The sequence below is a fragment of the Vreelandella sp. H-I2 genome (assembly GCF_052959335.1).
The window spans coordinates 195791-217262 of record NZ_JBRAMC010000006.1 but is presented as its reverse complement, the minus strand read 5'-3'; the positions used below and the strand labels follow the sequence as shown (position 1 = coordinate 217262).

The 21472-nt window shown below is 56.1% G+C and carries 29 protein-coding genes; 19 read left to right on the top strand and 10 right to left on the bottom strand.

Translation table 11 applies throughout. From position 1 onward, the window contains the following. Nucleotides 1-10: 10 nt before the first annotated feature. From ACUVOF_RS16220 to ACUVOF_RS16205, 4 genes are all read left to right on the top strand, one after another. A complete protein-coding gene (locus ACUVOF_RS16220) occupies nt 11-454 on the top strand; it encodes a phage tail protein (protein ID WP_447045325.1) in 444 nt (147 codons plus the stop codon). Further along, nucleotides 451-1452, top strand: a complete 1002-nt coding sequence (locus ACUVOF_RS16215) for a phage late control D family protein (RefSeq protein WP_447045324.1) — start codon at nt 451-453, stop codon at nt 1450-1452. The genes ACUVOF_RS16220 and ACUVOF_RS16215 overlap by 4 nt, the downstream gene beginning before the upstream one ends. Nucleotides 1453-1594: 142 nt before the next feature. Beyond that, the gene (locus tag ACUVOF_RS16210) at nt 1595-2056 is read left to right on the top strand and encodes a Panacea domain-containing protein (protein ID WP_447045323.1); all 462 of its coding nucleotides are present in this window, start codon (nt 1595-1597) and stop codon (nt 2054-2056) included. Between the two features lie 30 nt (nt 2057-2086). Beyond that, a complete protein-coding gene (locus tag ACUVOF_RS16205; protein WP_447045322.1) occupies nt 2087-2491 on the top strand; it encodes a hypothetical protein in 405 nt (134 codons plus the stop codon). Between the two features lie 34 nt (nt 2492-2525). Here ACUVOF_RS16205 and ACUVOF_RS16200 read toward each other — a convergent pair whose 3' ends face one another. The 4 genes from ACUVOF_RS16200 to ACUVOF_RS16185 all read right to left on the bottom strand — a co-directional run bounded on the left by ACUVOF_RS16200 (nt 2526) and on the right by ACUVOF_RS16185 (nt 4132). Further along, nucleotides 2526-2651, bottom strand: a complete 126-nt coding sequence (locus tag ACUVOF_RS16200; protein ID WP_447045321.1) for a hypothetical protein — start codon at nt 2649-2651, stop codon at nt 2526-2528. Next, nucleotides 2648-3007 carry a hypothetical protein gene (locus ACUVOF_RS16195; protein WP_447045320.1) on the bottom strand — a complete coding sequence of 120 codons (360 nt, stop codon included), beginning with the start codon at nt 3005-3007 and terminating at the stop codon, nt 2648-2650. Before ACUVOF_RS16195 ends, ACUVOF_RS16200 begins: the two co-directional genes overlap by 4 nt. An 11-nt stretch (nt 3008-3018) precedes the next feature. Next, nucleotides 3019-3309: a hypothetical protein gene (locus ACUVOF_RS16190; RefSeq protein ID WP_447045319.1), complete on the bottom strand. Its 291-nt coding sequence runs from the start codon at nt 3307-3309 to the stop codon at nt 3019-3021. Nucleotides 3310-3427: 118 nt separating this feature from the next. Further along, nucleotides 3428-4132 carry a LexA family transcriptional regulator gene (locus ACUVOF_RS16185; RefSeq protein WP_447045318.1) on the bottom strand — a complete coding sequence of 235 codons (705 nt, stop codon included), beginning with the start codon at nt 4130-4132 and terminating at the stop codon, nt 3428-3430. Between the two features lie 110 nt (nt 4133-4242). Here ACUVOF_RS16185 and ACUVOF_RS16180 point away from each other — a divergent pair, with 110 nt between their 5' ends. The 14 genes from ACUVOF_RS16180 (at nt 4243) to ACUVOF_RS16115 (ending at nt 11060) form a co-directional block, all read left to right on the top strand. Further along, the gene (locus ACUVOF_RS16180; protein WP_447045317.1) at nt 4243-4449 is read left to right on the top strand and encodes a hypothetical protein; all 207 of its coding nucleotides are present in this window, start codon (nt 4243-4245) and stop codon (nt 4447-4449) included. A 33-nt stretch (nt 4450-4482) separates the two neighbouring features. Next, nucleotides 4483-4683, top strand: coding sequence for a ribbon-helix-helix protein, CopG family (locus ACUVOF_RS16175; protein ID WP_125746381.1), 201 nt, complete (start codon nt 4483-4485; stop codon nt 4681-4683). Between the two features lie 272 nt (nt 4684-4955). Beyond that, complete coding sequence (locus ACUVOF_RS16170) at nt 4956-5255, top strand: ogr/Delta-like zinc finger family protein (RefSeq protein ID WP_447045439.1); 300 nt, start codon at nt 4956-4958, stop codon at nt 5253-5255. After that, nucleotides 5252-5629, top strand: coding sequence for a hypothetical protein (locus ACUVOF_RS16165; protein ID WP_447045316.1), 378 nt, complete (start codon nt 5252-5254; stop codon nt 5627-5629). The genes ACUVOF_RS16170 and ACUVOF_RS16165 overlap by 4 nt, the downstream gene beginning before the upstream one ends. 23 nt (nt 5630-5652) lie before the next feature. Continuing rightward, on the top strand, nt 5653-6063 hold the full coding sequence (locus tag ACUVOF_RS16160) for a hypothetical protein (RefSeq protein ID WP_447045315.1): 411 nt from the start codon (nt 5653-5655) through the stop codon (nt 6061-6063). Then, nucleotides 6060-6335, top strand: coding sequence for a hypothetical protein (locus ACUVOF_RS16155; protein ID WP_447045314.1), 276 nt, complete (start codon nt 6060-6062; stop codon nt 6333-6335). The genes ACUVOF_RS16160 and ACUVOF_RS16155 overlap by 4 nt, the downstream gene beginning before the upstream one ends. Further along, nucleotides 6335-6622 carry a hypothetical protein gene (locus ACUVOF_RS16150; RefSeq protein ID WP_447045313.1) on the top strand — a complete coding sequence of 96 codons (288 nt, stop codon included), beginning with the start codon at nt 6335-6337 and terminating at the stop codon, nt 6620-6622. The genes ACUVOF_RS16155 and ACUVOF_RS16150 overlap by 1 nt, the downstream gene beginning before the upstream one ends. Beyond that, a complete protein-coding gene (locus ACUVOF_RS16145; protein ID WP_447045312.1) occupies nt 6619-8886 on the top strand; it encodes a replication endonuclease in 2268 nt (755 codons plus the stop codon). Before ACUVOF_RS16150 ends, ACUVOF_RS16145 begins: the two co-directional genes overlap by 4 nt. Nucleotides 8887-8946: 60 nt before the next feature. After that, the gene (locus ACUVOF_RS16140) at nt 8947-9246 is read left to right on the top strand and encodes a hypothetical protein (protein WP_447045311.1); all 300 of its coding nucleotides are present in this window, start codon (nt 8947-8949) and stop codon (nt 9244-9246) included. Next, nucleotides 9239-9364, top strand: coding sequence for a hypothetical protein (locus ACUVOF_RS16135; protein WP_447045310.1), 126 nt, complete (start codon nt 9239-9241; stop codon nt 9362-9364). The genes ACUVOF_RS16140 and ACUVOF_RS16135 overlap by 8 nt, the downstream gene beginning before the upstream one ends. After that, nucleotides 9354-9785: a hypothetical protein gene (locus tag ACUVOF_RS16130; protein WP_447045309.1), complete on the top strand. Its 432-nt coding sequence runs from the start codon at nt 9354-9356 to the stop codon at nt 9783-9785. Before ACUVOF_RS16135 ends, ACUVOF_RS16130 begins: the two co-directional genes overlap by 11 nt. Beyond that, entirely contained in the window at nt 9785-10414 is a 630-nt protein-coding gene (locus tag ACUVOF_RS16125) for a hypothetical protein (RefSeq protein WP_447045308.1), read from the top strand. The genes ACUVOF_RS16130 and ACUVOF_RS16125 overlap by 1 nt, the downstream gene beginning before the upstream one ends. Further along, nucleotides 10411-10746, top strand: a complete 336-nt coding sequence (locus ACUVOF_RS16120) for a hypothetical protein (protein WP_447045307.1) — start codon at nt 10411-10413, stop codon at nt 10744-10746. The genes ACUVOF_RS16125 and ACUVOF_RS16120 overlap by 4 nt, the downstream gene beginning before the upstream one ends. After that, on the top strand, nt 10743-11060 hold the full coding sequence (locus tag ACUVOF_RS16115) for a hypothetical protein (RefSeq protein ID WP_447045306.1): 318 nt from the start codon (nt 10743-10745) through the stop codon (nt 11058-11060). Before ACUVOF_RS16120 ends, ACUVOF_RS16115 begins: the two co-directional genes overlap by 4 nt. Here the strand turns inward: ACUVOF_RS16115 and ACUVOF_RS16110 are convergent. Continuing rightward, the gene (locus ACUVOF_RS16110; RefSeq protein ID WP_447045305.1) at nt 11055-12404 is read right to left on the bottom strand and encodes a tyrosine-type recombinase/integrase; all 1350 of its coding nucleotides are present in this window, start codon (nt 12402-12404) and stop codon (nt 11055-11057) included. The two genes, ACUVOF_RS16115 and ACUVOF_RS16110, sit on opposite strands and share 6 nt — an antisense overlap. A 369-nt stretch (nt 12405-12773) precedes the next feature. Here ACUVOF_RS16110 and ACUVOF_RS16105 point away from each other — a divergent pair, with 369 nt between their 5' ends. Beyond that, nucleotides 12774-13997 carry an MFS transporter gene (locus tag ACUVOF_RS16105; protein WP_447045438.1) on the top strand — a complete coding sequence of 408 codons (1224 nt, stop codon included), beginning with the start codon at nt 12774-12776 and terminating at the stop codon, nt 13995-13997. Between the two features lie 10 nt (nt 13998-14007). Here the strand turns inward: ACUVOF_RS16105 and ACUVOF_RS16100 are convergent, their stop codons facing one another. From ACUVOF_RS16100 to ACUVOF_RS16080, 5 genes are read right to left on the bottom strand one after another with little or no spacing between them, the layout of a single operon-like run. Further along, entirely contained in the window at nt 14008-14790 is a 783-nt protein-coding gene (locus ACUVOF_RS16100; RefSeq protein ID WP_447045304.1) for a TSUP family transporter, read from the bottom strand. Nucleotides 14791-14809: 19 nt separating this feature from the next. After that, entirely contained in the window at nt 14810-17104 is a 2295-nt protein-coding gene (locus ACUVOF_RS16095; protein ID WP_447045303.1) for an ATP-dependent DNA helicase, read from the bottom strand. Beyond that, the gene (locus ACUVOF_RS16090; protein ID WP_447045302.1) at nt 17101-18792 is read right to left on the bottom strand and encodes a VRR-NUC domain-containing protein; all 1692 of its coding nucleotides are present in this window, start codon (nt 18790-18792) and stop codon (nt 17101-17103) included. The genes ACUVOF_RS16095 and ACUVOF_RS16090 overlap by 4 nt, the downstream gene beginning before the upstream one ends. Nucleotides 18793-18833: 41 nt before the next feature. Then, nucleotides 18834-20621 (bottom strand): peptidase M14, encoded by a 1788-nt coding sequence (locus ACUVOF_RS16085; RefSeq protein WP_447045301.1) that lies wholly within the window; start codon nt 20619-20621, stop codon nt 18834-18836. Beyond that, entirely contained in the window at nt 20618-21472 is an 855-nt protein-coding gene (locus tag ACUVOF_RS16080; RefSeq protein WP_447045300.1) for an ABC transporter permease, read from the bottom strand. Before ACUVOF_RS16080 ends, ACUVOF_RS16085 begins: the two co-directional genes overlap by 4 nt.

Genomic DNA, 21472 nt, shown 5'->3' with positions numbered 1-21472 from the left:
AGCCATTCAAATGATGATGAGTTACGGCATGTTCGTGTTTGGACTCAATACCGCCGCCTATCAAGAGCTACAACGCCAAACCACCTGGCGCCACGCCAGCCAAAGCCGCGTCAACGCGCGGCCTACCCATCAATTCCTTGGTCCCGGCGACGACACCATCAACCTCACCGGCCAGCTACTACCCATGTTCACCGGTGGCCAACAAAACCTCGACATGCTGCGCGCCCTCGCCGACCAGGGCCGCGCGTGGCCATTGATCGAAGGCACCGGCACGTATTACGGCATGTTTGCTATCGAAAGCCTCCAGGAGCGCAAAAGCGAGTTTTTCCGCGACGGTGCCGCCAAGCAAATCGAATTCGACCTAAAGCTAACCCGCATTGACGAAGGCCGAACCGAGCTGCTCGGCGTACTCGAAAACCGCGCCCTACGTGCCATCACCGGGGCGCTCGCATGAGCATCCAGCCCGACTACCGCATCACGCTACAAGGCCAAACCATCAGCCCAGAGTTTCGCGCCCGCCTCGCCTCGCTCACGCTTCATGACCGGCGCGGTATGCAAGCCGACCAGCTCGATATGGTGTTAACCGATGACGATGGCACGCTCGATATACCGCCCACCGGCGCGGAGATCACCCTGGCCATCGGTTGGAAAGGCCAAGCCCTTAGCGAACGCGGCACATTCACAGTGGACGAAGTCGAACATACCGGCGCCCCCGACACACTCAGCATCCGCGCCTCAAGTGCCGATATGCGCCAAGGCCTGCCCGGCAAACGTACCCAGAGTTGGGATGAAGTCACCGTCCGCGACATCATTACCACCATCGCCAAACGCCACGACCTCACCCCCAGCGTCGGCGCCACGCTGGCGGGCGCTCGCGTTGTCCATATTGATCAAACCGATGAAAGCGACCTGCACTTTTTAACCCGCCTTGCCGAGCGATTCGACGCCGTGGCCACCGTCAAAAGCGGCAATCTAATATTCGTGCCCATGGGCCAAGCCACCACCGCCAGCGGGTTAGAGATCCCCCCGTTCATACTGCGCCGCCAAAGCGGCGACCAACACCGCTACCTAATGGCCGAGCGCGACGCCTACACCGGCGTCACCGCCCTATGGAATAACACCGCCCACGCCACCCGCGAAGCGGTGACAGTAGGCGAGCCACAAAACGCCCAGCAGCTACGCCACACCTACGCCAGTGAAGCCGAAGCACTCGACGCCGCCCAAGCAGAATGGCAACGCATCCAACGCGGGACCGCCTATTTCAGCATCACCCAGGCAGTAGGCGACCCCGAGGTATTCCCAGAAACCCCGGTCTGGTGCATCGGCTGGAAACCGCAAATAGACGCCACGCCCTGGATCATCACCGAAGTCACCCACAACCTAACCGAATCCAGCTACACCACCGCCCTACAGCTCGAAACCCGCAACGGCGAACACACCGCCCCCAACTAGGTAAAAATAACAACATGGGAATTAAACAGAACAGTAGTGAACGTTGTCCTATAATGTACTGTAAGGTAATCTACCGATCCCAACGCAGCGCGTAACTTACAAAACCCTAGAAATAAGCGCTGTTGGTAAGAAGGAGGCCATCATGACTTATCAATTAAACACGATTGCGAACGCGTTTATTCGCAAGGCTCGTGACTCGGGGAACAATGATCTGACCCCGATGAAATTGCTCAAATTGGTCTATATCGCTCACGGTTGGAGCCTGGGCATTAATAACCGCCCGCTTTTCCTGGAAGAGGTGCAGGCTTGGAAATACGGTCCGGTCATCCCTGAACTCTACGAACAAGTGAAGCAGTATCGGAGCAGTCCGATACAAAGCGAACTTGAAGAACCCTCATTCAATAGCCATATAGATGAGGGTGATCAGGCACTGATTGATCAAGTATGGAATACCTATGGCAAGCACGACGGTATTCGACTGTCGTCAATTACCCATAAGCCAGGCACCCCATGGGACAAAACATGGGATAACAGAGGTCTTCAGGGACTCATTATCCCAACGCCATTGATCAGAGATCATTATCAGCAACTAGCGCGAGCGTAATGCTCGCGTTTTTTGTTTGTAGAGGTGCATGTGCCGGATATAGATGAACAGCGAAGTGATCGGCTTGGGAAAATCGGTAATGACCTGGAAGGGAATGGCAAAGAAGATAAGGCCGCTCAAGAGGAAAACCGTGAATTCCAAAGCGGTAATCTAAGAAGAGCAACGGATAAATCACTGTTAGAAGCCAACGACCACCGAAACGAAACCACGCGAGACGTCTTTCATAAATTATTTATCATTGGGTTACGAGTAGTAGGTACAAGCCTGATATTGATTTTTTTAGTCAGAGTGGTCCACATCATAATGCCAGAGCAATTGCACTGGCTTTCGAGTAAAAACATTCAAGAAATAGACAGAATGTTTTTCAGTGGCGCGATAGGCGGGGTTATCATCAAATACCTAGAGCCGATACTGAACGGTAAATCCAAAAAATAAGCCCCGCACTAAGCAGGGCTTTTTATTAAGTGCCTCAGGTGATCGCCCAAATAATCAGGCGGAGAAGGGCCGCGAGTAGCACCGCTGTCATCAAGCCAGCGATAAAATTACCCAACCAGGGGCGCCGCTCGACAAAGCGTATCAGTCGAACATTAATCATAACGCCTCATCCAACTGACACCGCGCCTGATGCACCACCACGCCGCGCACCATCCGCGCCGTGGCCATCAAACCGGTACCGCCATTAGGTGGCAGCAAGCGAAAGCGTGGGCCGATGCGAAAGGTCTTATACAGCAATAACGAATCATCCATTTCCACCACCACATAATCATCGTGACCCAGGCCGCGCGCCTCATCCACCAGCAGCACATCGCCCTCGATTACCGCCCCATGCACGCCCGCCTCGGTCGTCACCTCCACCGCAAAACAGCTCGGCGAATAACCCGCGCAATCAACGCCATCAAGCGCGGGGTGCTCAATGCCCATCGCCATCGGGCCAAGGTAAGTTAAGCGCATTGCGTGCCTCGCTACTCATCAAGTGCTAGCTCGGCATCGTCGACAAATTTTTCGACGTCTTCACAGCTTGAAACGGCATCTGGAATGCATGAAAGGCAGCGGCGTAAATCAATAGAGGCAAGCTCCATGTTGTTCTGAAAGGTGCTGTATGGCAGTTCAGTAACACGGCTGCGAAGTTCGTTAGATTTGTGTTGGTGCTCATCCATCATATTCATGCACTGAACAACATCATCAGTGTTAGAAGATGAGCTGTATTCAGCCATATCAAAGCCGATAGAGACCAGCTCTAGCGCTTCATCCATTAGTTCTCCTTTAGTGCTGGCAGAAGCTGATAATGAAAGACATGAGATCAATAAAGCCGTTGTTAATTGAGTAGTTAGTTTAAGCATTCAATTCCCCTTTATAGTTCTACACACTTATTTAAAGTACTTGGCCTAGATTAACAAGGCATCTTCCCAACACTTCTACAAACTGTTTCTTATCCGGTGCGATTAACTCTTTTTCATAACGATTGTTATCACTGATCAGTAGCCATCCGCCGCCCGCCACGCGCTGCATGCGCTTAATGCGGCGCTCGCCATCACTAAGAATCAGGTACACGCCTTCCCGCGTAGGGTCGCGCTGTGTGAAGTCCACAAACACATAATCGCCGTCGTCTATCGTGCCGACCATGCTATCGCCGCGCGCCCGCACCCAAGCGCCGGATTCCGCCGGTAGTTTCAGCTCCGCCAAAACAGCGCGATCCATATGGAAATAACCCAGTACTTTCTCTTCTGTGAAGTCCCGCCCGCTGCCCGCCGCGCACTCAACGTCATACATAGGTATCGACGCCACGTTGGGATTATTTAGCCGTTCATCTAAATAAAGCGCCTGTTGCTCCGCTATGCCGGGGCCGTCTTCAGAATCAGGGCCAATACCCTTACCAGCAAGCAACCAATCTAGGGATACGCCAGTATTTTTAGCGGCCTCTATGCATTCAGAAGTTGGGATATTTCCGTTTTTCGACCAGTTATGGATTGTCGAAGGTGCCCGCCCAATAACTTTTGAAAGCTGCTGATCATTCTTAACGCCGTAGGCAATTCTAAGCCTTTCAAGTATTTGCGCGCCTAGATGATCTGTTTGCATTTTAATATTCCATAACATGAATACTTTTCATTCGATTATTGGGATATTTTGTCCCAGAATTCGAACAAGCCAGTAAAGTACATGACTGTAATTGAATGGAAGCCTAAACCATGAAAGCTCCAAACGCTATTAGCCACATCCCAAAAGTGGGTGAAAACCGGTGCACTGAGCAGTTCAGCGTCAACGTCACACCCAACGAAAAAATGCTGATTGAACAAATAGCCTCCACTGAAATCCGCTCGCGCTCAGCCGCTACGCGAATGCTGATCCTTCGAGGCCTTAGCCAGTATCAGCAAGAAACCCTCATCGCCGATTAACCCTTGCTCACACACTGCATAAGGAAAGCCCTCATGTATCAGGACACTAAGCGCCTCCGCACCAAGAAAAGCGTTTACCTGGATGAGTACGAAGACGCCGTGATTACGGCTCACGCAAACCTTCAAGGCATTAGCAAAGCTGCGCTCATGCGGGAAATGATCATGAGACAAGCCCGCGAGCTGGTAGGCCTTGGCGACCTGCACGAAAAAAGTATGGGCGACCGTGCGGGGTAATGCCGCCCCTTCTTCAACCCCTGTTCCACCCCCGAAAAGGTGACGCATGCCCACCAGAGATAGGCGAACAGACATCACGATGGATCCTGAGATTGAAGCCGCGCTCAGGCAGGTTCGCGAAAGCCACGGGCTTGAATCCGACGAAGCCGCCATGGAGTTCCTGCTATCGCGGAGCATCCGGGTCAATGGCAACCGGATGACCGGGCGGGGTCGAGCCCTTTACGAAGTGAAGAGAGGGCCAAGTGACTGAGCCAAACGAAGATGAAAGCGCAATGCAAGAGGTCAGTCGGCTCCGGTTCGACTGCCCTCATTGCGGTAGCTACATGAAAGTGCGGACTTCGAAGACGCATTTACCTGAGTACCGCGAGCTCTACCTGCATTGCACCAACGAATTCAAATGCGGGTATCGCTGCAAGGCCGCGTTGAGCATTTCAGAGACGCTAGCCCCGAGCTACCGCCCAAATCTAGCGGTGAATATCAAGCTCTCCCCCTGGCTAAAGCAAAAGGTGGGGCTAGAAAACCAAGGCCAAATCCGCCTGATCGATGAACCCAAGAAGGAATCGAAACCATGAACGTCACACCGATTAAAGCCGCGAAAGCCCCGTTCGACCTCGCCACCGAGCTGCTATGGCAAAACCGTTGGGATAGCCGCGTCGAAGCGCTGCGCATCACCATTGGCACGATGGTCAACGACTACGGCATCAGCGAGAACACCGCCGAAGTCGCCGCCATCCAGGCCTTCGCCGATCTGGATAGCGTCAACCTCTCCGCGCGCATTGACGTAGATGCCACCACGTCACATTGCGTCATCTTCCGCGTCGCCAGCGGCAAGCCGGTCATGCTCACCGCGCGCGACCTCGACCGCATCATCAAACAAGCCCGCGATGCAGGCATGGCCCAAGTGGTCGATGCCGATACCCGACGCCCTGTCGTTCTTGAGCACTGAGCTGAATTTTTTGGAGAGACATCATGGCTAACGTCACCCCACTACCCGCCCGCCAAGCCCCACCCCGCGTTCAAACCGACCGCGCGGGCTTTGGCGAACTCCGCGCCGAGCTGCACAAACGCTCGGATGATCTCGACCTCGTCGAGCTATGGGCTGAACTGCCCCATAAAGAGCGCCGCTTACTGCTCAAATCCGCCGACCTGCTGCAGGATTCAACGCTGCAAATCGGCCAGCTCAACAAGCCCGAACGCGAATCCCTGCGCGGTGCCATCCACCGCATGAGCGACTACGCCAACCGCTTGAAAGGTCGCCTCCACGGCGAACGCCAACACCCCAGCCGCGAGCTGGCCAGCCACGCCCGCCAAGCCCTGGCGGAAAACAACACCAAAGCCGCGCTGCATTGGCTAAACCTGATCGAAAAAGGGGTCGCGTGAATATTCAAACCACAATGCAAGGCCTTTACGTCACCAAGGCCCGCTTCGACTACCTCGCTCAGCAGCTAGATAAACAGGGCTGCAAGATGGCCGCCGCTGAGCTGCTACGCGAAGCGGATAAGTTCGGCTGCCAGCTAACGCAAATTGAAAGCGTGTTGGCTGATTACCAAATCGACATCGCCACCGTTCAGCACCAAGAGCAACCGCGCTGGGTCGGTGTGGATCGCGCCGCCGGAAGTCTCGCCAACCGCTTTAACGAGGTGGATCAGTGATGGATCTTATCAAGGCAGCATACAAAGGCAGTTACAAGTTGGCTATCGACGAAAACGCAGACCAAAAGCGACAAGCGGTCAGTGTTATCGAAGAAATGATGAGCAAGGTGGGCAGTGAAGAGACGCGTATCAATGCACTGCTTACAGCTAATACGAGAGCCCTAATCGATACAGAAGAGCGTGTTTATTTAGAGCTGCGCTTGATGGCTATAGAAAAATTAGTGACTCGGCTAGCTAACGCGAAAGCTGAGGTGTCAGGCATTTTTGATATCGAGAACGAGCAATGAAGCCGCTTGATAAAGCCTTTGCATACAGCTCGGGCACGAAAGATTGCTACCTGTTTCTACAGGAGAGGTTCGCGCCCTTGCCTTCGCTTGCTGACCAGTTGGCCGACGGCTATGTCTACGTATCCAGGCAGCATGGCCACGCAGCGGCTAACCGCTGGTTACGCCGTAACGCTCAAGGGCTGGTAGAGCCGTCGTTTATTCTCGGTCGTTTCCTTCCTATTCGTGCAGCACTAACGCGGGCTATGAACGCGATTATCAAACGTGGCACCACCACCATTGAAGGCTTGCACGCTGCTAGCGAGTGGTTAAAGACTATTGAAAAGCGCTTAGTCATTTGCGGCTTGAACGCCACCCACGATGACGACGCCCTGGTCAATTACGCCCAGGCCCAAGCGGCGGCGATCGATAAAAACGCGAGTCTCTTGATAGGCGATATTGCCAAGGCCAACCGGCTGCAGCGGCTAGGCATTTTCCCGCCGCCGAAGCCGAAGATGGTGGCCGTTAAAGGCGTGCCATTGTCGGAGCAGTTCCGCGCCTACCAAGACGCTTGCGCCCGCGCCCGTAACCAGTTCACTAAACCGCCCTTTATCGGCAATTTCCGCTTTCAGCAATGGCACTATCTGCGCCCGCTTTGCATTTCCGTGGTGCGCGTCGCTGCTATTGAGCAGGGCCGCCACCGCTGTGCAATGCATGGGATCGCCCCGCCCAGCGAAAAGCTACCGGCTAAAACTCAGTTGGCCAAGCTGAGTTGCCCTAGCGTGTGGCGTCGTAAATTGCGCCGTCTATGTGGGCGCACCGTAGAGCAAGTGATGCGCGAGGCTCACCGCGTGCATATGCGCGCGGGTATCTACTGCAGTGACTTTACCGTCGAGCGCCGCCGCTCTCAGATATTCCGCAATAACGCGTTGCTGGAAACGTTAGAGGCTATCAACCAGGAAGGCCAAACCTACACGCTCGCCGAGCTGGCAGAACTGGGCTTGGCCAATCCCGATCACCGCCGGGCCGAGCTAATGCTGCGCATTAACGACACCGAAGCCGAAGCCCGCCGCCTCGGTCACGTGGGCATGTTCTACACCATGACCGCGCCGTCAAAGTATCACCCGGTGGTCGCTAGTAACTGCTTTCGTAACCCGAAGTATCAAGGCGCCACGCCCCGCGAGACTCAGCAGTATTTGCAAGGCTTGTGGGCGAAGATCCGCGCCAAGCTGGCCCGCGATGACATCGGTATTTACGGCATTCGTGTCGTCGAGCCCCACCACGATGGCACGCCCCACTGGCACCTACTTGTTTGGATGAAGCCCGAAGATGAGGACGCGGTAACCGGCACCCTTCGCGAGTACGCCGAAGAGGCGAACCCAGAAGAGCTATTCAACCGCTGGGGCAAGACCACCGCCCGCTTTGATGCCAAGCGCATCGACTATGAGAAGGGAACAGCCGCCGGGTACGTGGCCAAGTACATCTCGAAAAACATTAATGGCGAACAGTTCATGGAAATGGACAAGTACGGCCGTGAAATGAAAACCAGCGCCCCACGCATCGAGGCGTGGGCGAGCGTGTGGGGCATCCGCCAATTTCAGTTCCTCGGCCTGCCCAGCGTCACGGTCTGGCGTGAAGTGCGCCGCCTCACCGAGAAGCAAGACCAGATGCTGAAAGATTGGGAGGCCGCCACACACCCGCACCCCTGCGCAGCGATGCGCTTTGCCCAAATCCGCAAGGCCGCCAACGCGGGCCAGTGGGACCAGTTCTTACGGCTCATGGGTGGCCCGATGACCAAGCGCAAAGACCAGCCGGTCAAGCCTTGGATCGAAACCAAAATGAACATGGGCGAAAACATCGAGACGTTTAGCCACGCCACCGGCGAGTACTACGGCAGCGAAGCCATGGTCGCAAAAGGTCGCTACGGCGAAGAACAAAAGGTGACGTTCGGTCTAGTGGCCACCGGCCGCCCTGGCTTTTCCAGCGAGTACATGACCCGCGTCTACAAGTGGCAAGTGCGCGCGAAAGGCGCCGGGGTGGGGGTGGATTTTCAGGCTGTAGGCGAAGCCGAAAGCCCTTGGACTCGTGTCACTAACTGTACGCAGGGGCCAGATATTCAGCCCCGAGAGCCATCACCAGCGGAGCTAAAAGCCCAGCTCGAACGCTTCAAAGCGTGGCAGAGCTCCGATTTTTATAGAGCCGACCGCGAAGCAGAGTACCAAGACGCAATAAACGCCCGCGAGGCAGCCCGAAAACTCTTCGCCCCGCCCCCCCCCATCACCGTATAGCGAGCAGGAAGAATACTTCCCGCCCGAGCTTTGCTAGCCGAAACCCAAAAGGAGCAACCCATGCAGTGCAAATGCAGCGATACCGTCAAAGAAAAGCTAATGGAACGCATCATCGAGCAGCTTCCGGAAGGCTACGAAGGGCTTGAAGTGACCGTTGGCCACTACGTTTTTCCCTTCACAGAAAATGGCATCGACCACCGTTACGCGGTGCCGGTCGAGATCGAATATCAGGCACCCAAAAAGCGCGGCGGCGGTATGGCCACCAAGAAAGAAAAAACCCAGGTGCTTTCGACTTACTGCCCCCATTGCGGTGAGCGGGCTGTACCGGAAGAGCCAACGGAGGCGGAAGCCAATGGCTAGTTACATCTTCGCCCTGGTGGCCCTGGCCACCCTATGCGCCGTCATCGCCATCGGCATCGTGCGCGGCGGCAAATTCCCCGAAGAGTTTGAAAAGGAGTACCTCGACGATGGCAATTGATATCGAGTGGGTGCGCGAAAACCCCGTGGAAGCCGCCAAGCAAATCGACCTGCTGAGTGAGCAACGCGACGACTACCGCGTAGCAGAAGAGCATCAGATAAAGCTACGGCAGAAGATGCAGGCGCGTTTTGAAGGGCTGGAAGCGCATGTTGAGCGGATAAAACGACATACTGAATACTTAGGCTTGCGCGCTGGGGAAAGTAAGCTGGCTGATATTCTGGCTAGTGGACCAACAGCCACCAGCCTCGACCGCCGTGATCTGTTCAAACAGATAGAGGCAATGGATAGATTGGCGGATAGAAAAAGCCAAGAGTCAGAAACCGGCGACGACGCCAGTTTAAAAAGTAAACAGGCCTATGCGGCTGTATGTGCAGCTAATGAAAGCAATAGGCTACGCCGACAAGCCGAAGGGGGTGCGTGATGGTAAGCCAGGTAGCAGCCCTGTTTTGTAGGCGCGATAGTAATTACAAAGAGTTTGATGCTGTTGACGTATGGGACGCCGAGCGCGACGCCAGGCGCTGGCCCGGCGGCTGCCCGGTGATTGCACATCCACCCTGCCGGGCGCGGGGCCAACTTAGGGCAATGGCCAAAGCTGCACCAGGTGAAAAGGAACTGGCATTACTGGCGGTTAAATGGGTTAGAAAATTTGGAGGAGTACTTGAACACCCTAAAAAATCATCTCTTTGGCCGGCGGCAGGGCTTCCCGAGCCAGGCAGTCGCGATGCATTTGGCGGGTGGACGCTTCCGATAAACCAACACTGGTGGGGGCATCGAGCAGAAAAGGCAACTCGGCTTTACATCGTCGGTTGCGAGCCGTGCGATATTCCAGAAATACCGATCATTCTTGGTGATGCGCCTTGCCTAGTAGGTACCAGCGGCCGGCGCAAAGACGGTAAAAGGCTTCAAAGGGGTGATTACGGTTGGCGGCCAGAGATTACCAAAGCAGAGCGAGAACATACCCCGCCTTTGCTGGCTGAATGGCTGGTTAGTTTAGCTAGAAAGTGCCAGGCGAATAATAAGCATGGATATAAAAGTGAGGTGGTCGCATGAAGGAATTTAGAGAAAATCACGCCCCGCCGGCGAGAACGCCGCCGCCGCCCAAAGGCGGCGCCTACGCCCAACAGGCCGCGATGCTTTGCCAAGATAAAGCGTTCCAGCTCTACCTAGATCGCCGCCGCCGGTACAAAAACCAGCTAACCGAAAGCCAGTTACCCGACGGCACCCACACCGCTACCGATGCCCGCGACTGGCTTGTCGCCGCTTGCAAAATCACCAGCCGCGCCGAGCTGGATAGCAACCCCCAGGCGTGCCAAACGTTTCGCATGATTCGCAACCGCTTCAACCGCTGGCGGGCGCGTCAAAAGGGAGAGAAGAGCCAATGAGCACTACAGAAATGCGTGATATTGATAAAGAGTTAACTGATGCCTTGGCCCGCGCAAAAGCAGGCGTAGACCTGGCCATGATTGAGCTGCCCGACGTGGTGGTATTTCCTCGACTCATTCCCGCCATGCCAGCGACGGCGCGAAAGGCGCGCAGCACTGGCCAGCTACTCGGTAGGCCTGGGCCTAAATTCGTGAAGCGTGGCCACCATGTGCGCTATCGGCTGTCCGATGTTTACGCATGGCTGGAAGCGAGCGACAGCTATTCGAGCACCGCCGAGGCATCAATGCACCGCGGTTCGTCCATCGCCTTATAATGGCTTGCTTATGACCTCTTCCCCCTGCCCGATCTGAGCGAACAACTGAACCGCGTTTCGCTTATGGTCGGGCTGGAGGTGGGCATAATATTTGATAGTGGTCTGAATATCGGTGTGAGCCATCAGTTTGCTAACGGTAAGAAGATCTACGCCCACCATCACCAATTGACTCGCAAAGTTATGGCGCAGTGTATAAAGCACCATCCCCTCATGTAGTCCCGCCAGTTCTCTAACGCGCTTCCATGGCCCCCGCATGGCATCTTTGCCTAGCCGCTTGCCGGTCACCGGCGAAGGAAAAACAAACCCGCTGCTGGGTTTGCCGTGCTGTAACCACCAGCTTTCCAAAACCTGAAAGGCTTGATCCGAAAGCGGGAACGTTTGCGGCTCAGGCGATTGGTGCGCGGTTTTTTCGATGATCTTTCGAATACTCTTAAACTCAAAATTAATTTGTGGCCAGCGCAGCCCAAACAAATCACCAGGGCGAAAGCCGGTGTAGTACATGAGCAATAGCCACGGTACCGCGTGGTCAACATAAGCCACCGAATCGAGGTCGGGTAAATACCGTCTGCCGTGGGCGCGGCTGCTCCGGCGTTGGGCGCGCTTCTCTTCCTGATAGGCATTCAGGCCCATAAAAAAGGATTCGCGCTCGCTGTTTTCGAGGTAACGGCGGCCTTCGTCGGCGTCAAGTTGATCACTGGTAAGCGCTGGCTTTTGCAGCTTGATATCTTTTAGCGGGTTCTGGGTGATAACACCGCGCTTAGCCGCGTGGTTAAGCAGTGTTTGTAGTGCGCCGTAGGAACGTTTCAGGGTTTGATAAGCCTGGGGCTTTATCGGTGGCAAGGAATCCGGGGCTCCAGCTTCCTTTTGGGATTGCCAGCGCTCAACATCGCCCAGGCTGAGAGTGTCCATGGGCTTATCTAGCCAGTCGCCAAAACTATTTTCGATACGCTTTAGCGTGGCGGCTCCATCCTTGCGTCGCTTCTGGTGCTCCGCATAATCAGTCTGAAGGTAATTTCTAAGCGTTTGTTGCTGCTGGTGTGTCGCTTCGGCTTTCGATTCTTCAATCACCGCGCGGGGATCGCCGCCTTGGGCAACTACGGCCAAGGCCTCGCGCGCGGTTTCGCGAGCCTGGGCAGCAGTGTAAACACCGTACTTGCCAATGGTTAGCATGCGCTGGGCGCCGGACTTGGTCCGATAATACAGGCGGAAAGTCAGCCCACGCGGGCGATGACGAACGTGATAACCTGCTAGCTCGGTATCGAAAACATCATTTCCAGGCGGCAACTTGCTAAGCTCTGACAAAAAACGCGCAGTCAGCTTAGCCTTATCGGTGCTCTTGCCCACGAATACTCCAAAAGGTAAAAAAACTGGGTAGCAAATAGGTAGCAAGATGAGGATAAAGGGGGCGATAGCCAGCAACAAGTAGAATAGATGTTTAACTCATAAGCTATTGATTGTTATTGGCCTAACTTATCCACACCAATATGGGGATATATAGAGTTATCTTATCCACAAGCCTTCGGGAGGCAGAGGTCGTAGGTTCGAATCCTGCTATTCCGACCAAGAACACTATGAAAAACGGCCACTTAGCTAACACAGCAAGTGGCCGTTTTTTGTTGCCTAAAAATTAGGCGTCAAATAGGTGATACTCGCTGCTACTTGATATTAAAGCGCTGCTCAAAAATAAAATAGCCTGCTAACAGCTATGCTAAGATTGGTGGTTGCTTTGAACCCTTTCCTTTCCTTTTTAAGTGGGCCAAGACCATTCGCCAGTTAACGCATATAAAGGCTGTACTGCTATTCGCCAGCACCATGACCGTGATGTCGGGGGCGATTATCGCACCTGCGCTGCCGGGGATCAGCCGCCACTTTCCTGACCAGCCGCAGGTGTTGATTCAGTTGATCCTGACTATTCCTGCGCTGATGATTACCCTGTTCAGCCCACTGATGGGGTATCTGGCTGACCGGTTTGGGCGCAAGAAACTACTGCTGGCGATGCTATTCATTTATGGCTTTGCCGGTGTTTCGGGCTTTTTTATTGATCGCGTGGATCTGCTATTGAGTTCCCGGGCGCTAATGGGGATTGCGGTGGCTGGCATTCTTAGCATTAGCACCACACTGGTAGGCGATTATTTTGATAGTGCCGAACGCGCCCGTTTTCTGGGGCTGCAGAGTAGCTGCATGGCGTTGGGCGGGGTGATCTTTATTAATCTGGGCGGGCTGCTCTCCGACTGGAGTTGGCGCGGCCCGTTCTTGCTTTATCTGACCGGCGTGCTTTTACTGCCTTATGCTTGGGCAATTCTGCAAGAACCCAAATCCAGTGACGACAACAGCCATGATTCTAGCAATGCGCCGGTCAAAGTAGATGTCGGGCGCACCGGCCTTGCCTATCTGATCGCCATGATCAGCATGGCGATGTTTTATATGTTTCCTGCCCAGTTGCCCTTTCTGCTTTCTCAACAGGGCCAGATTAGCGGCATGGCCATTGGCGTGGCGCTCTCCATGTCAGCGCTAACGGCCAGCATCGTGGCGTTTTGCTATGGCTACTACAAGCCATTCCTGTCGGTAATGACGATCTATGTGCTCGGTTTTTTCCTGGCGGCCGCCGGTTTTTTAGTGGTGGGCTTCACCCAAAGTTACGCCATGGCCATTGTGGGCGCGGCGATCTCCGGGTTTGGCCTGGGGGCTTTCATGCCGAATACCACCACGTGGCTGATGCGGATCACGCCTCAGCGCGTGCGCGGCCGGGTATTTGGCGGTTTTACCTCGACCTTCTTTTTCGGCCAGTTCGCCTCCCCGGTGGTGGTCGCTCCGGCAGTCATCTGGCTGGAGTCGCTGCGTAATGTGTTTACCGGCATGGCGGTGGTGTGCGGGCTGCTGGCCGTCGTGCTGATCATATTGAGTAAGACGACGCTAAAGGCAGACAGCCAACTTTAAGCATCAGTGCTTACGCGGGTGGATGAATTAATCCCACAACGCTGACCAAAATCAGCACGGCCCCCAGCACACGGAAAAAAAGCCCGGTGTCCGCTTTTAGCATATAGCGATGGGCTTTCTCGCCCACCAGGTGACCAATAAACGCACAGGGCAGCAGCCACAGCTGGTGGATGAGCTGAAGGTCTACACCTGCAATCAGGAACGAGACCATCTTGATGACCACCAGAATAAACCACAGCACGAACATGGTATCCCGCAACTGCGCTTTGGCCACATGCGTCGCGAACACCGCCACGATTAGCGGTGCACCAATCAGCGACGTACCACTGACATAGCCACCCAGCGCCAGCAGCACGTAATCCACGTACTTATTCTTGCTCTTGAACGGCTTGTTTAGCACATAACCAATGGCATAGATGAATACGATGCCGAAAATGATGCTGGTCATCACGTTAGCGGGTAGTGTCAGCAGCCCCACTACCCCAACCAGCTTGGGAATGATCATGATCTTTAGAGCTTTGAACAGGTAGCCCCAATCGATATTGCTTTCCGGTGAGGCGTCTCCCGCCCCCGCTTTCTGCAGTTGGCGATGCCCGCTCCAGGCAATCCAACTGGAGAAAATCAGCAGATGAATGGCAATAATCGGCAGGAACACCAGCGGTTCGTTGACCACTAGGAGTAGGAAAGGTAGCGCCAGTACAGCGCCGCCAAACCCTAGGCTGGTTCGCACAAAACCGCTCCAGGCAAAGATGAGCCCGATCAGTAGATACTGGTACCAGAGTAGATCCGTCATTGCGCGTGCAGGGTCCTTATTAAGATGAGTGACTGCCCAGTTGCCACCAGCTTGGCAGCAGCGCGCGTACTTTAGGCTGGGCAAAACGATCATCCATTAATACCACAACCCCTTCATCTTCTGGACTGCGAATCACCCGCCCGGCCGCCTGCACCACCTTGATCATGCCGGGAATTTGGTAGGTGTAGTCATCGCCCTGGCCAAACCGTGCGCTCAAACGCGCCTTGAGCGCTTCGTTGAACGCGTTAAACGGCGGCAAGCCCAGCGTAGCGATAAACGCGCCTATCAAGCGGTCACCGGGCAAGTCGATCCCCTCGGCGAAGGCACCGCCCAGCACGGCGAAGCCGATACCTCTCCCACCGGGCGAAAAGCGGGTTAAAAAGGCATCGCGCTGCGCCTCCGGCATGCCCCGGGTTTGGCTGAAGACCGGCACATCAGGATGCGCCTCACGAAAACGCGCCAACGCGGCCTCCAGGTAGGCAAAGCTGCTGAAGAAAGCCAGGTAGTGGCCGGGCCTGCGCTGATACTGCTGCGCCATGGCGGCCACTAGCGGCTCGATGGAGGCATCGCGGTCGCGAAAGCGCGTCGAGATATGGCGGTGAATACGCACCTCCAACTGACGCGCGGCAAAGGGAGAGGCCACTTCGCGCCAGGCAGTCGTCGTTGGCAGTCCTAGCAGATCCCGGTAGTAATGCGCAGGGTTCAGGGTGGCGGAAAACAGCACCACCGCGTGCGCAGCATTGAACCGCCCGGCCAGAAAGTCGGCGGGTATCAAGTTGCGCAACCCTAGCACCGCCCGGCCGCGCCCATGGCGGGTAAGATCACACAGCGAGTGTTCGCCAAAGTGCTCTGCCAAACGGCAGAACGCCAAGGCTTCGAACAGTAGCTCTTGCAGTTCAAGGCTGGCCTGATCCGGGTGCTCACCGAGGTAATCGGTGATCGCGGCCCCCACTTGCTGGACAGCACCCACCAGCTTATCGGGAAGCGTCTCGAGTAGCGCATAGCCCGGCGGCCCTTTATCGCCCGCCGCCTCAAGCCCTTCCGCTTTGATCACCGCCTGCCACTGGCGAGCCAAACGCCCTAACGGGCCCGCGATGGGACTGGGCGCGACACGGCGTAGTCGATTGAGGCGCTGCTGATCGAGTTCAGCGCTATACATCCCGCGTGCACGCTCCACCAGATTATGCGCTTCATCCACCAGCACCCCGGCCCGCCACTCGTTGGCCTGCGCCAAACCGTGGAGCAGGGCGTGGCTGTCAAACCAGTGATTGACGTCGCCGACGATCACATCCGCCCAGCGCGCCAGCTCCTGACCGAGGTAATAGGGGCACACATCATGGGCCAACGCCACCTCGCGCAGCGCTTGGCGATCGAGCCACCCCTGCTCGACGGCTGCCTGGCGGGCGGCAGGCAAGCGGTCATAAAAGCCGGTGGCCAGCGGGCAGGACTCGCCATGGCAAGCGCGGTCGGGGTATTCGCAGGCCTTTTCCCGCGCCACTAATTCCAGCACACGCAGCGGCAGGATTTCGTCTTCATCACGCATAACCAGGGTGGCCATGGCATCTAGCGCCAACCGGCGACCCGGGGTTTTCATGGTGAGAAAGGCGATACGATCGAGCTGCTGGCGCGGCATCGCCGAGAGCATCGGAAACAGCGTAGCCAGCGTTTTGCCAATCCCGGTGGGCGCCTGGGCGAGCAGGCAACGCCCGGTGCTGGCCGCCTTATAAACATCCTCGGCGAGTTCACGCTGGCCGGGGCGAAACGTGGCGTGGGGAAAACGCAAGCGGCAAAGGGCACCGTCACGGCGCTGGCGGTGGTCGGCCTCCTGCTGCGCCCAGGCGAGAAAGCGTTGGCACTGTTCAATAAAGAACACCTGGAGTTCGTCGGCAGTGGCATCTTGCGTGAGTAGGGCCTCCTTGCCGCTGGCGATGTCCAGATACACCAGCGTCATGGTGATACTTTCCAGGCCGCGCTCGGCACACAGCAGCGCGCCGTACACTTTTACCTGCGCCCAATGGAGCGCACGCTGGTTATCCGCCATGCGTTCCAGACTGCCACGGTGGGTTTTCACCTCCTCCAGGCGGTTGGTCACCGGGTCATAACCATCGGCACGCCCGGTAACGGTCAACCCTTCAAAAGCACCGGAGAGTGGCAGTTCAGCGAGGTAGTCTTCCCCGCGTCGACTAGCGACGAGGGCATGCCCTTGCATACCTTCCCGGGCACTGGGAGCAGGCGTAAAACGGTGATCAAGATCCCCCTCGCGGGCGGTGAAATCGCATAGTGCGCGCACCGCCACCCGGTAGTTCGCGCTCATACGGCAGGCTCGCCGTTGTCTGTCCAGCGTACGTAACACACCGCAACAGGCATCGCGTGGCGATGGAAAAACGTTAGCCAGCGGCGCTGATTATCCTGTAAGCGATCGCCTGGGCCTTTGACTTCGATCATCCGGTAGCGCGGCTCGCCTGCGGGCGCGTTGGGCAGGAACTGAATCAGGTCCGGCAGGCCAGCCCGGTTGGCTTTTAGATCCTCCAGCAGCCGCTCGAAGCAGCGCCGCAGATGCTCGACGGGAATACACGCCAGCGCCAGCTCCACCAACGCCTCATCGACGATTGCCCAGTGCACAAAGGGGGACGCCAGGCCAAACTTCTCCCGCCAGGTTGCCCGAATGACCTCACAGTAGCTGCCGTTATCCAAGTGCGCTAAGCAGGCGTTAAAAGCCTCTCGTCGCCGGGCCACGAAATCATCGCGGTATAAATCCGCCGGGCCATTGTGGAAGGGGTGGAAGAAGGCACCCGGCAGTGGGGCGAAAATAGCTGACCAGCAAAGCAAGCCAAACAGCCCGGACAGCAGGCTATTCTCCACGTAGCAGACCGGTGCTTGGGGCTCGCGGAGAGCTTCGACCACCGCGCGTTCGACGCCTTGTGGGCCAGGTAATACTAAATCCCAACGCTCATGGGCGGGCTCTAGCTCACTCTGTACAACAGGCAGTTTAAGCCGTCGTCGCAAGCGGGGCAGCAGCCGCGCCAGGGCTTGGTGTTCGGTTTCGTTAGGGGTGCTATTGAGCGCCTGGGTCGCCAGGTCAAACGCCGCCTGATGATCGCCCTGGCGTTCCAGCAGTCGCAGTTGCCGGATACGCGCCTCGCTGCTGCCCGCCTCTGCATAGAGCGTCAGTGCCAACGTTGGCTCACCACGTCGCTCGGCGTCTCGACCCAGTTGGAGGAGCAACCGCGCACGGCGCGTATCCAGCCAGCGGTTATCAGAGCGCGGAGGGACCTCTCTACAGAGTTCAGTAGGTAGCTCGCCAGCATCCAGGCGTTCGCGCAGCCGATGCAGGGCCAGATAGGCGTCCACTTCGTTGCGCGTTTGAAAAGCACGGGAATGCCTCGTGAAAGGCACCGTCTCAAAACGCTGCAGCCCCAGCGCCGTGAGCACGAACTCGGCCCAGTCCTGGCGTAGATTGCCAAAGAACATCAGCCGCAAACGATCACAGGTTTCCATCCTTTGAAGACGCATTATTGGATCAGTAGCGTCAGGCCACCATTGGCATAGCGGCTTGGGGGCGATGGGCTGGCTTGCTAACGTCTCGAAAAGCACGGCTTTAGCGCTGGACGCACTCAGCCCGGCGGTACTTATCTCTTCCGCTAAGACCTGACGCAGCTCAGCCAAGCGCAACTGGTTAAAAAGCTCATCAATACTGATCACCGGGTCGCTATCCACCCAACCTAGCGCGATCAGCGGCGCCATTGCGTGGGCGCTGTCACCGATTTCAGCATAGCGAAGCTTACTGAGCCGAAACAGCTCGCCTTTACGCATCACCATGCGCACTAACAGCGCTTGCGATTCGCGGGGCAAGCTATCGAATTGGTCAATGAAGTCGCGCTCATCGACTGAAAGCAGATCGGCGTGACGCTCCCCTACCCAAGTCAGGACGAAGCGAAAGTTCGTCAGGTAGTAGAAGGGTTCATTGAGAGAGGCGGTTGGCGTAACGAAGGCACTGTTCATTTATCCATTATAACAGTGCGATCGTTTTGTCGTCATGAAGATCAACGATTCAATGAGAGCGTTTGAAAGGCGTGATAGGCCGCCACGACTGTCTCCATTTGAGCGGTATGCGCCTGCACAAAGGGCTCGCCGGTTAGGGTTTCATCAGGGTATTCAGTGATCAGCATCAACGGTGTTAATTGATCGCCATCTTCCGAGATTAAGTAGGGGAAGCCGTTCAACACCGGGAAGGTTAACGCTCCTGCATGAGTCTCAAATAACGCAATTTGCGCGTTATTAAACTCCACCAGCCCAGGCACTTGCGCAAGCTGCTGGGTAACGGCTTCCACCAACTGCTCGGCGGCTGTTTCGTAGCCTGGCTGATGGCGCAGGATCAAAAAGAAGCCTTTAGGGATCGTCCACATCTCAAAGCCGCGGGGCACGTAACCGCTTAACGGCCGCGTCCACTCATGGGCCGGGTAGCCGTGCAGATTGATATGCAGTCCGGCATTACTGAGAGCAAATGCCTGTTCACGAATAGCATGTTCAAATGGCTGCCCAAGCGGCTGGCTCTGGAGGTCATTACCAAAGGCAGTGTAGCGCGCCGCGTGGTGCATATGACGTGGCTGAGTGGCGATGAGCCGGCCTTGCAACGCGTAACCGTCAGGGTTTTCTAGCGGAGAAATGACAAAGTGAGCCCCCGACTCCCCGCGCAGTTGTTGAGCAGCACGCAACGCCCCTACCACCCCGGAGGTTTCGTTGGCGTGCTGGCCCGCGCTGATCATCACGGCACGATCACTGCCGACGAGATAACGCGCCTCCACTGCACGGCCTGCCCGAGTGGTGGCATAGAGCGCCTGGCCACCCAACTCTGCCAATAACGCCTCTATTTGCTCATCGCCAATAGCCTGCTGAGCGCTCTCCAGTTCGACCTCGGCACGCGGCAGTTGGGAGGTATCCAGAGGCCGTAGGCTGACTTTTAAGTAGGCTCGCTCCCCTTGAGAGGAGACGTCCGGCACAATCTGACCCGGCTGAATGGAACGGTCCCCCAGCGCTAGGCCTGCACGGCGCTGAAAATATTCCAATGTGGAGAAGTAAAGTTCTTCATGCAGCGCCTCACTGAGGCTGATATGTTCATCATCCCATGCTAAGCGGCGGTCGCTACAGGGCAATTGCACCGTAAAGTTGAGCTCTTCAAAGTAAGGCGAAGCTGCCTGCCACTGGGTTGAGAATAACGTCGCCATCGCCGCTTGAAACAGTGCCTCAAAATCCGTCTCAACAATCGACTCGTTCACCTCGCCATTGGGAGAGGTAAGCCGCAGCCAGCCACAGGGCGAGCACTGAGCCTCATCTACATGATCTAGATGTTGGCGATTAGGCGCTTCAACCCAATATGTTTCCAGCTCCCCAGTGCTACGCTCCACACGAACGCGATAATGAAGAGGTGTAGAGATAGTGGTTGAAATAGTGGCAGGCGTGGCATCAGCTTCCTCCCAGCGTAGCGATACACCTGGCGGAAGTAGCGCCGCCAGCGGGTAGGCTTCCAGCAGAAATCGGCGCGGCGCATGTGCTAACACCGGGTACTCAATTACCAACGACTGCAGTGCCGCCCACGAGAACTCCTCTAAAAAGAAGTGCACCAGGGGCTTATAGGCACTGCGCAGGCGCGCACTAATACCAACAGCCTTGAAGGCCGTTTCTGTGGCTTGGCGTTCGCTTTCATCGTCGAAGACCCACGCCTCCAACTGATAACCTTGATAGGCAGGCGTGGCGTACTCATCAAGCAAAGATCGTGTAGTGCGTGGAAACGAGCGCTCTAACAAGATCTCGATACGGGGATCGTTGGTCATAAGGAGGTGCGTCCAGTGGGATCCAGGGCATCCCGAAGCCAGTCACCCAGCAGGTTCAGCCCCAGCACGGTTAACAGAATAGCCAAGCCGGGGAACACGCTAACCCACCACGCCGTTTGCAGGTAAGTGCGCCCTTCAGCCAGCATGCCGCCCCAGCTCGGAATCACCGGATCCACGCCCAAGCCTAAAAAGGTCAGGCTGCTTTCCAGCAAAATATTATTGGCCACATTAAGGGTCATCAGCACGATAACCGGGCCAATCAAATTGGGCAGCAGATGCTGGAACAGAATGCGGATATCTTTCACCCCAATCGCTTTGGCCGCCAGAATAAATTCGCGGTCGCGCAGCGATAGCACCGAGCCGCGCACCAAGCGCGCGTACTGCACCCACTGAGAGATAATCAGCAGAATAATCATATTGGTTAGCCCGCCACCAATCACCGCAATAAAGGTAATCGCCAGCAGGATAAAGGGCAGCGCAAGTTGCACGTCGGCAAAGCGCATCACGATCATATCCAGGAACCCACCGTAGTAGCCGGATACCAACCCCATAATGATGCCGATCACCACTGCCCCTAGGGCTGAGTAAACCCCGACTTTTAGCGAGATTTCACCGCCGATAATCACCCGCGCGAGCACATCCCGGCCTAATGGATCCGTGCCAAGGGGAAAGCTAGGCTCCACCAGCGGCGGCGTTAAACGGTAGGCTAAGTTAAGCTCTGAACCTCCACCGGGAAACAGCCAGCCGGAGAAGATCACCGCTAAACCGATACCACCCACGAGCAGCACACCAAGGATAAACTCAAGGTTCTTAAAGCGTTTCAATTTGTCGGATTTGATAGCTGCGGTCAT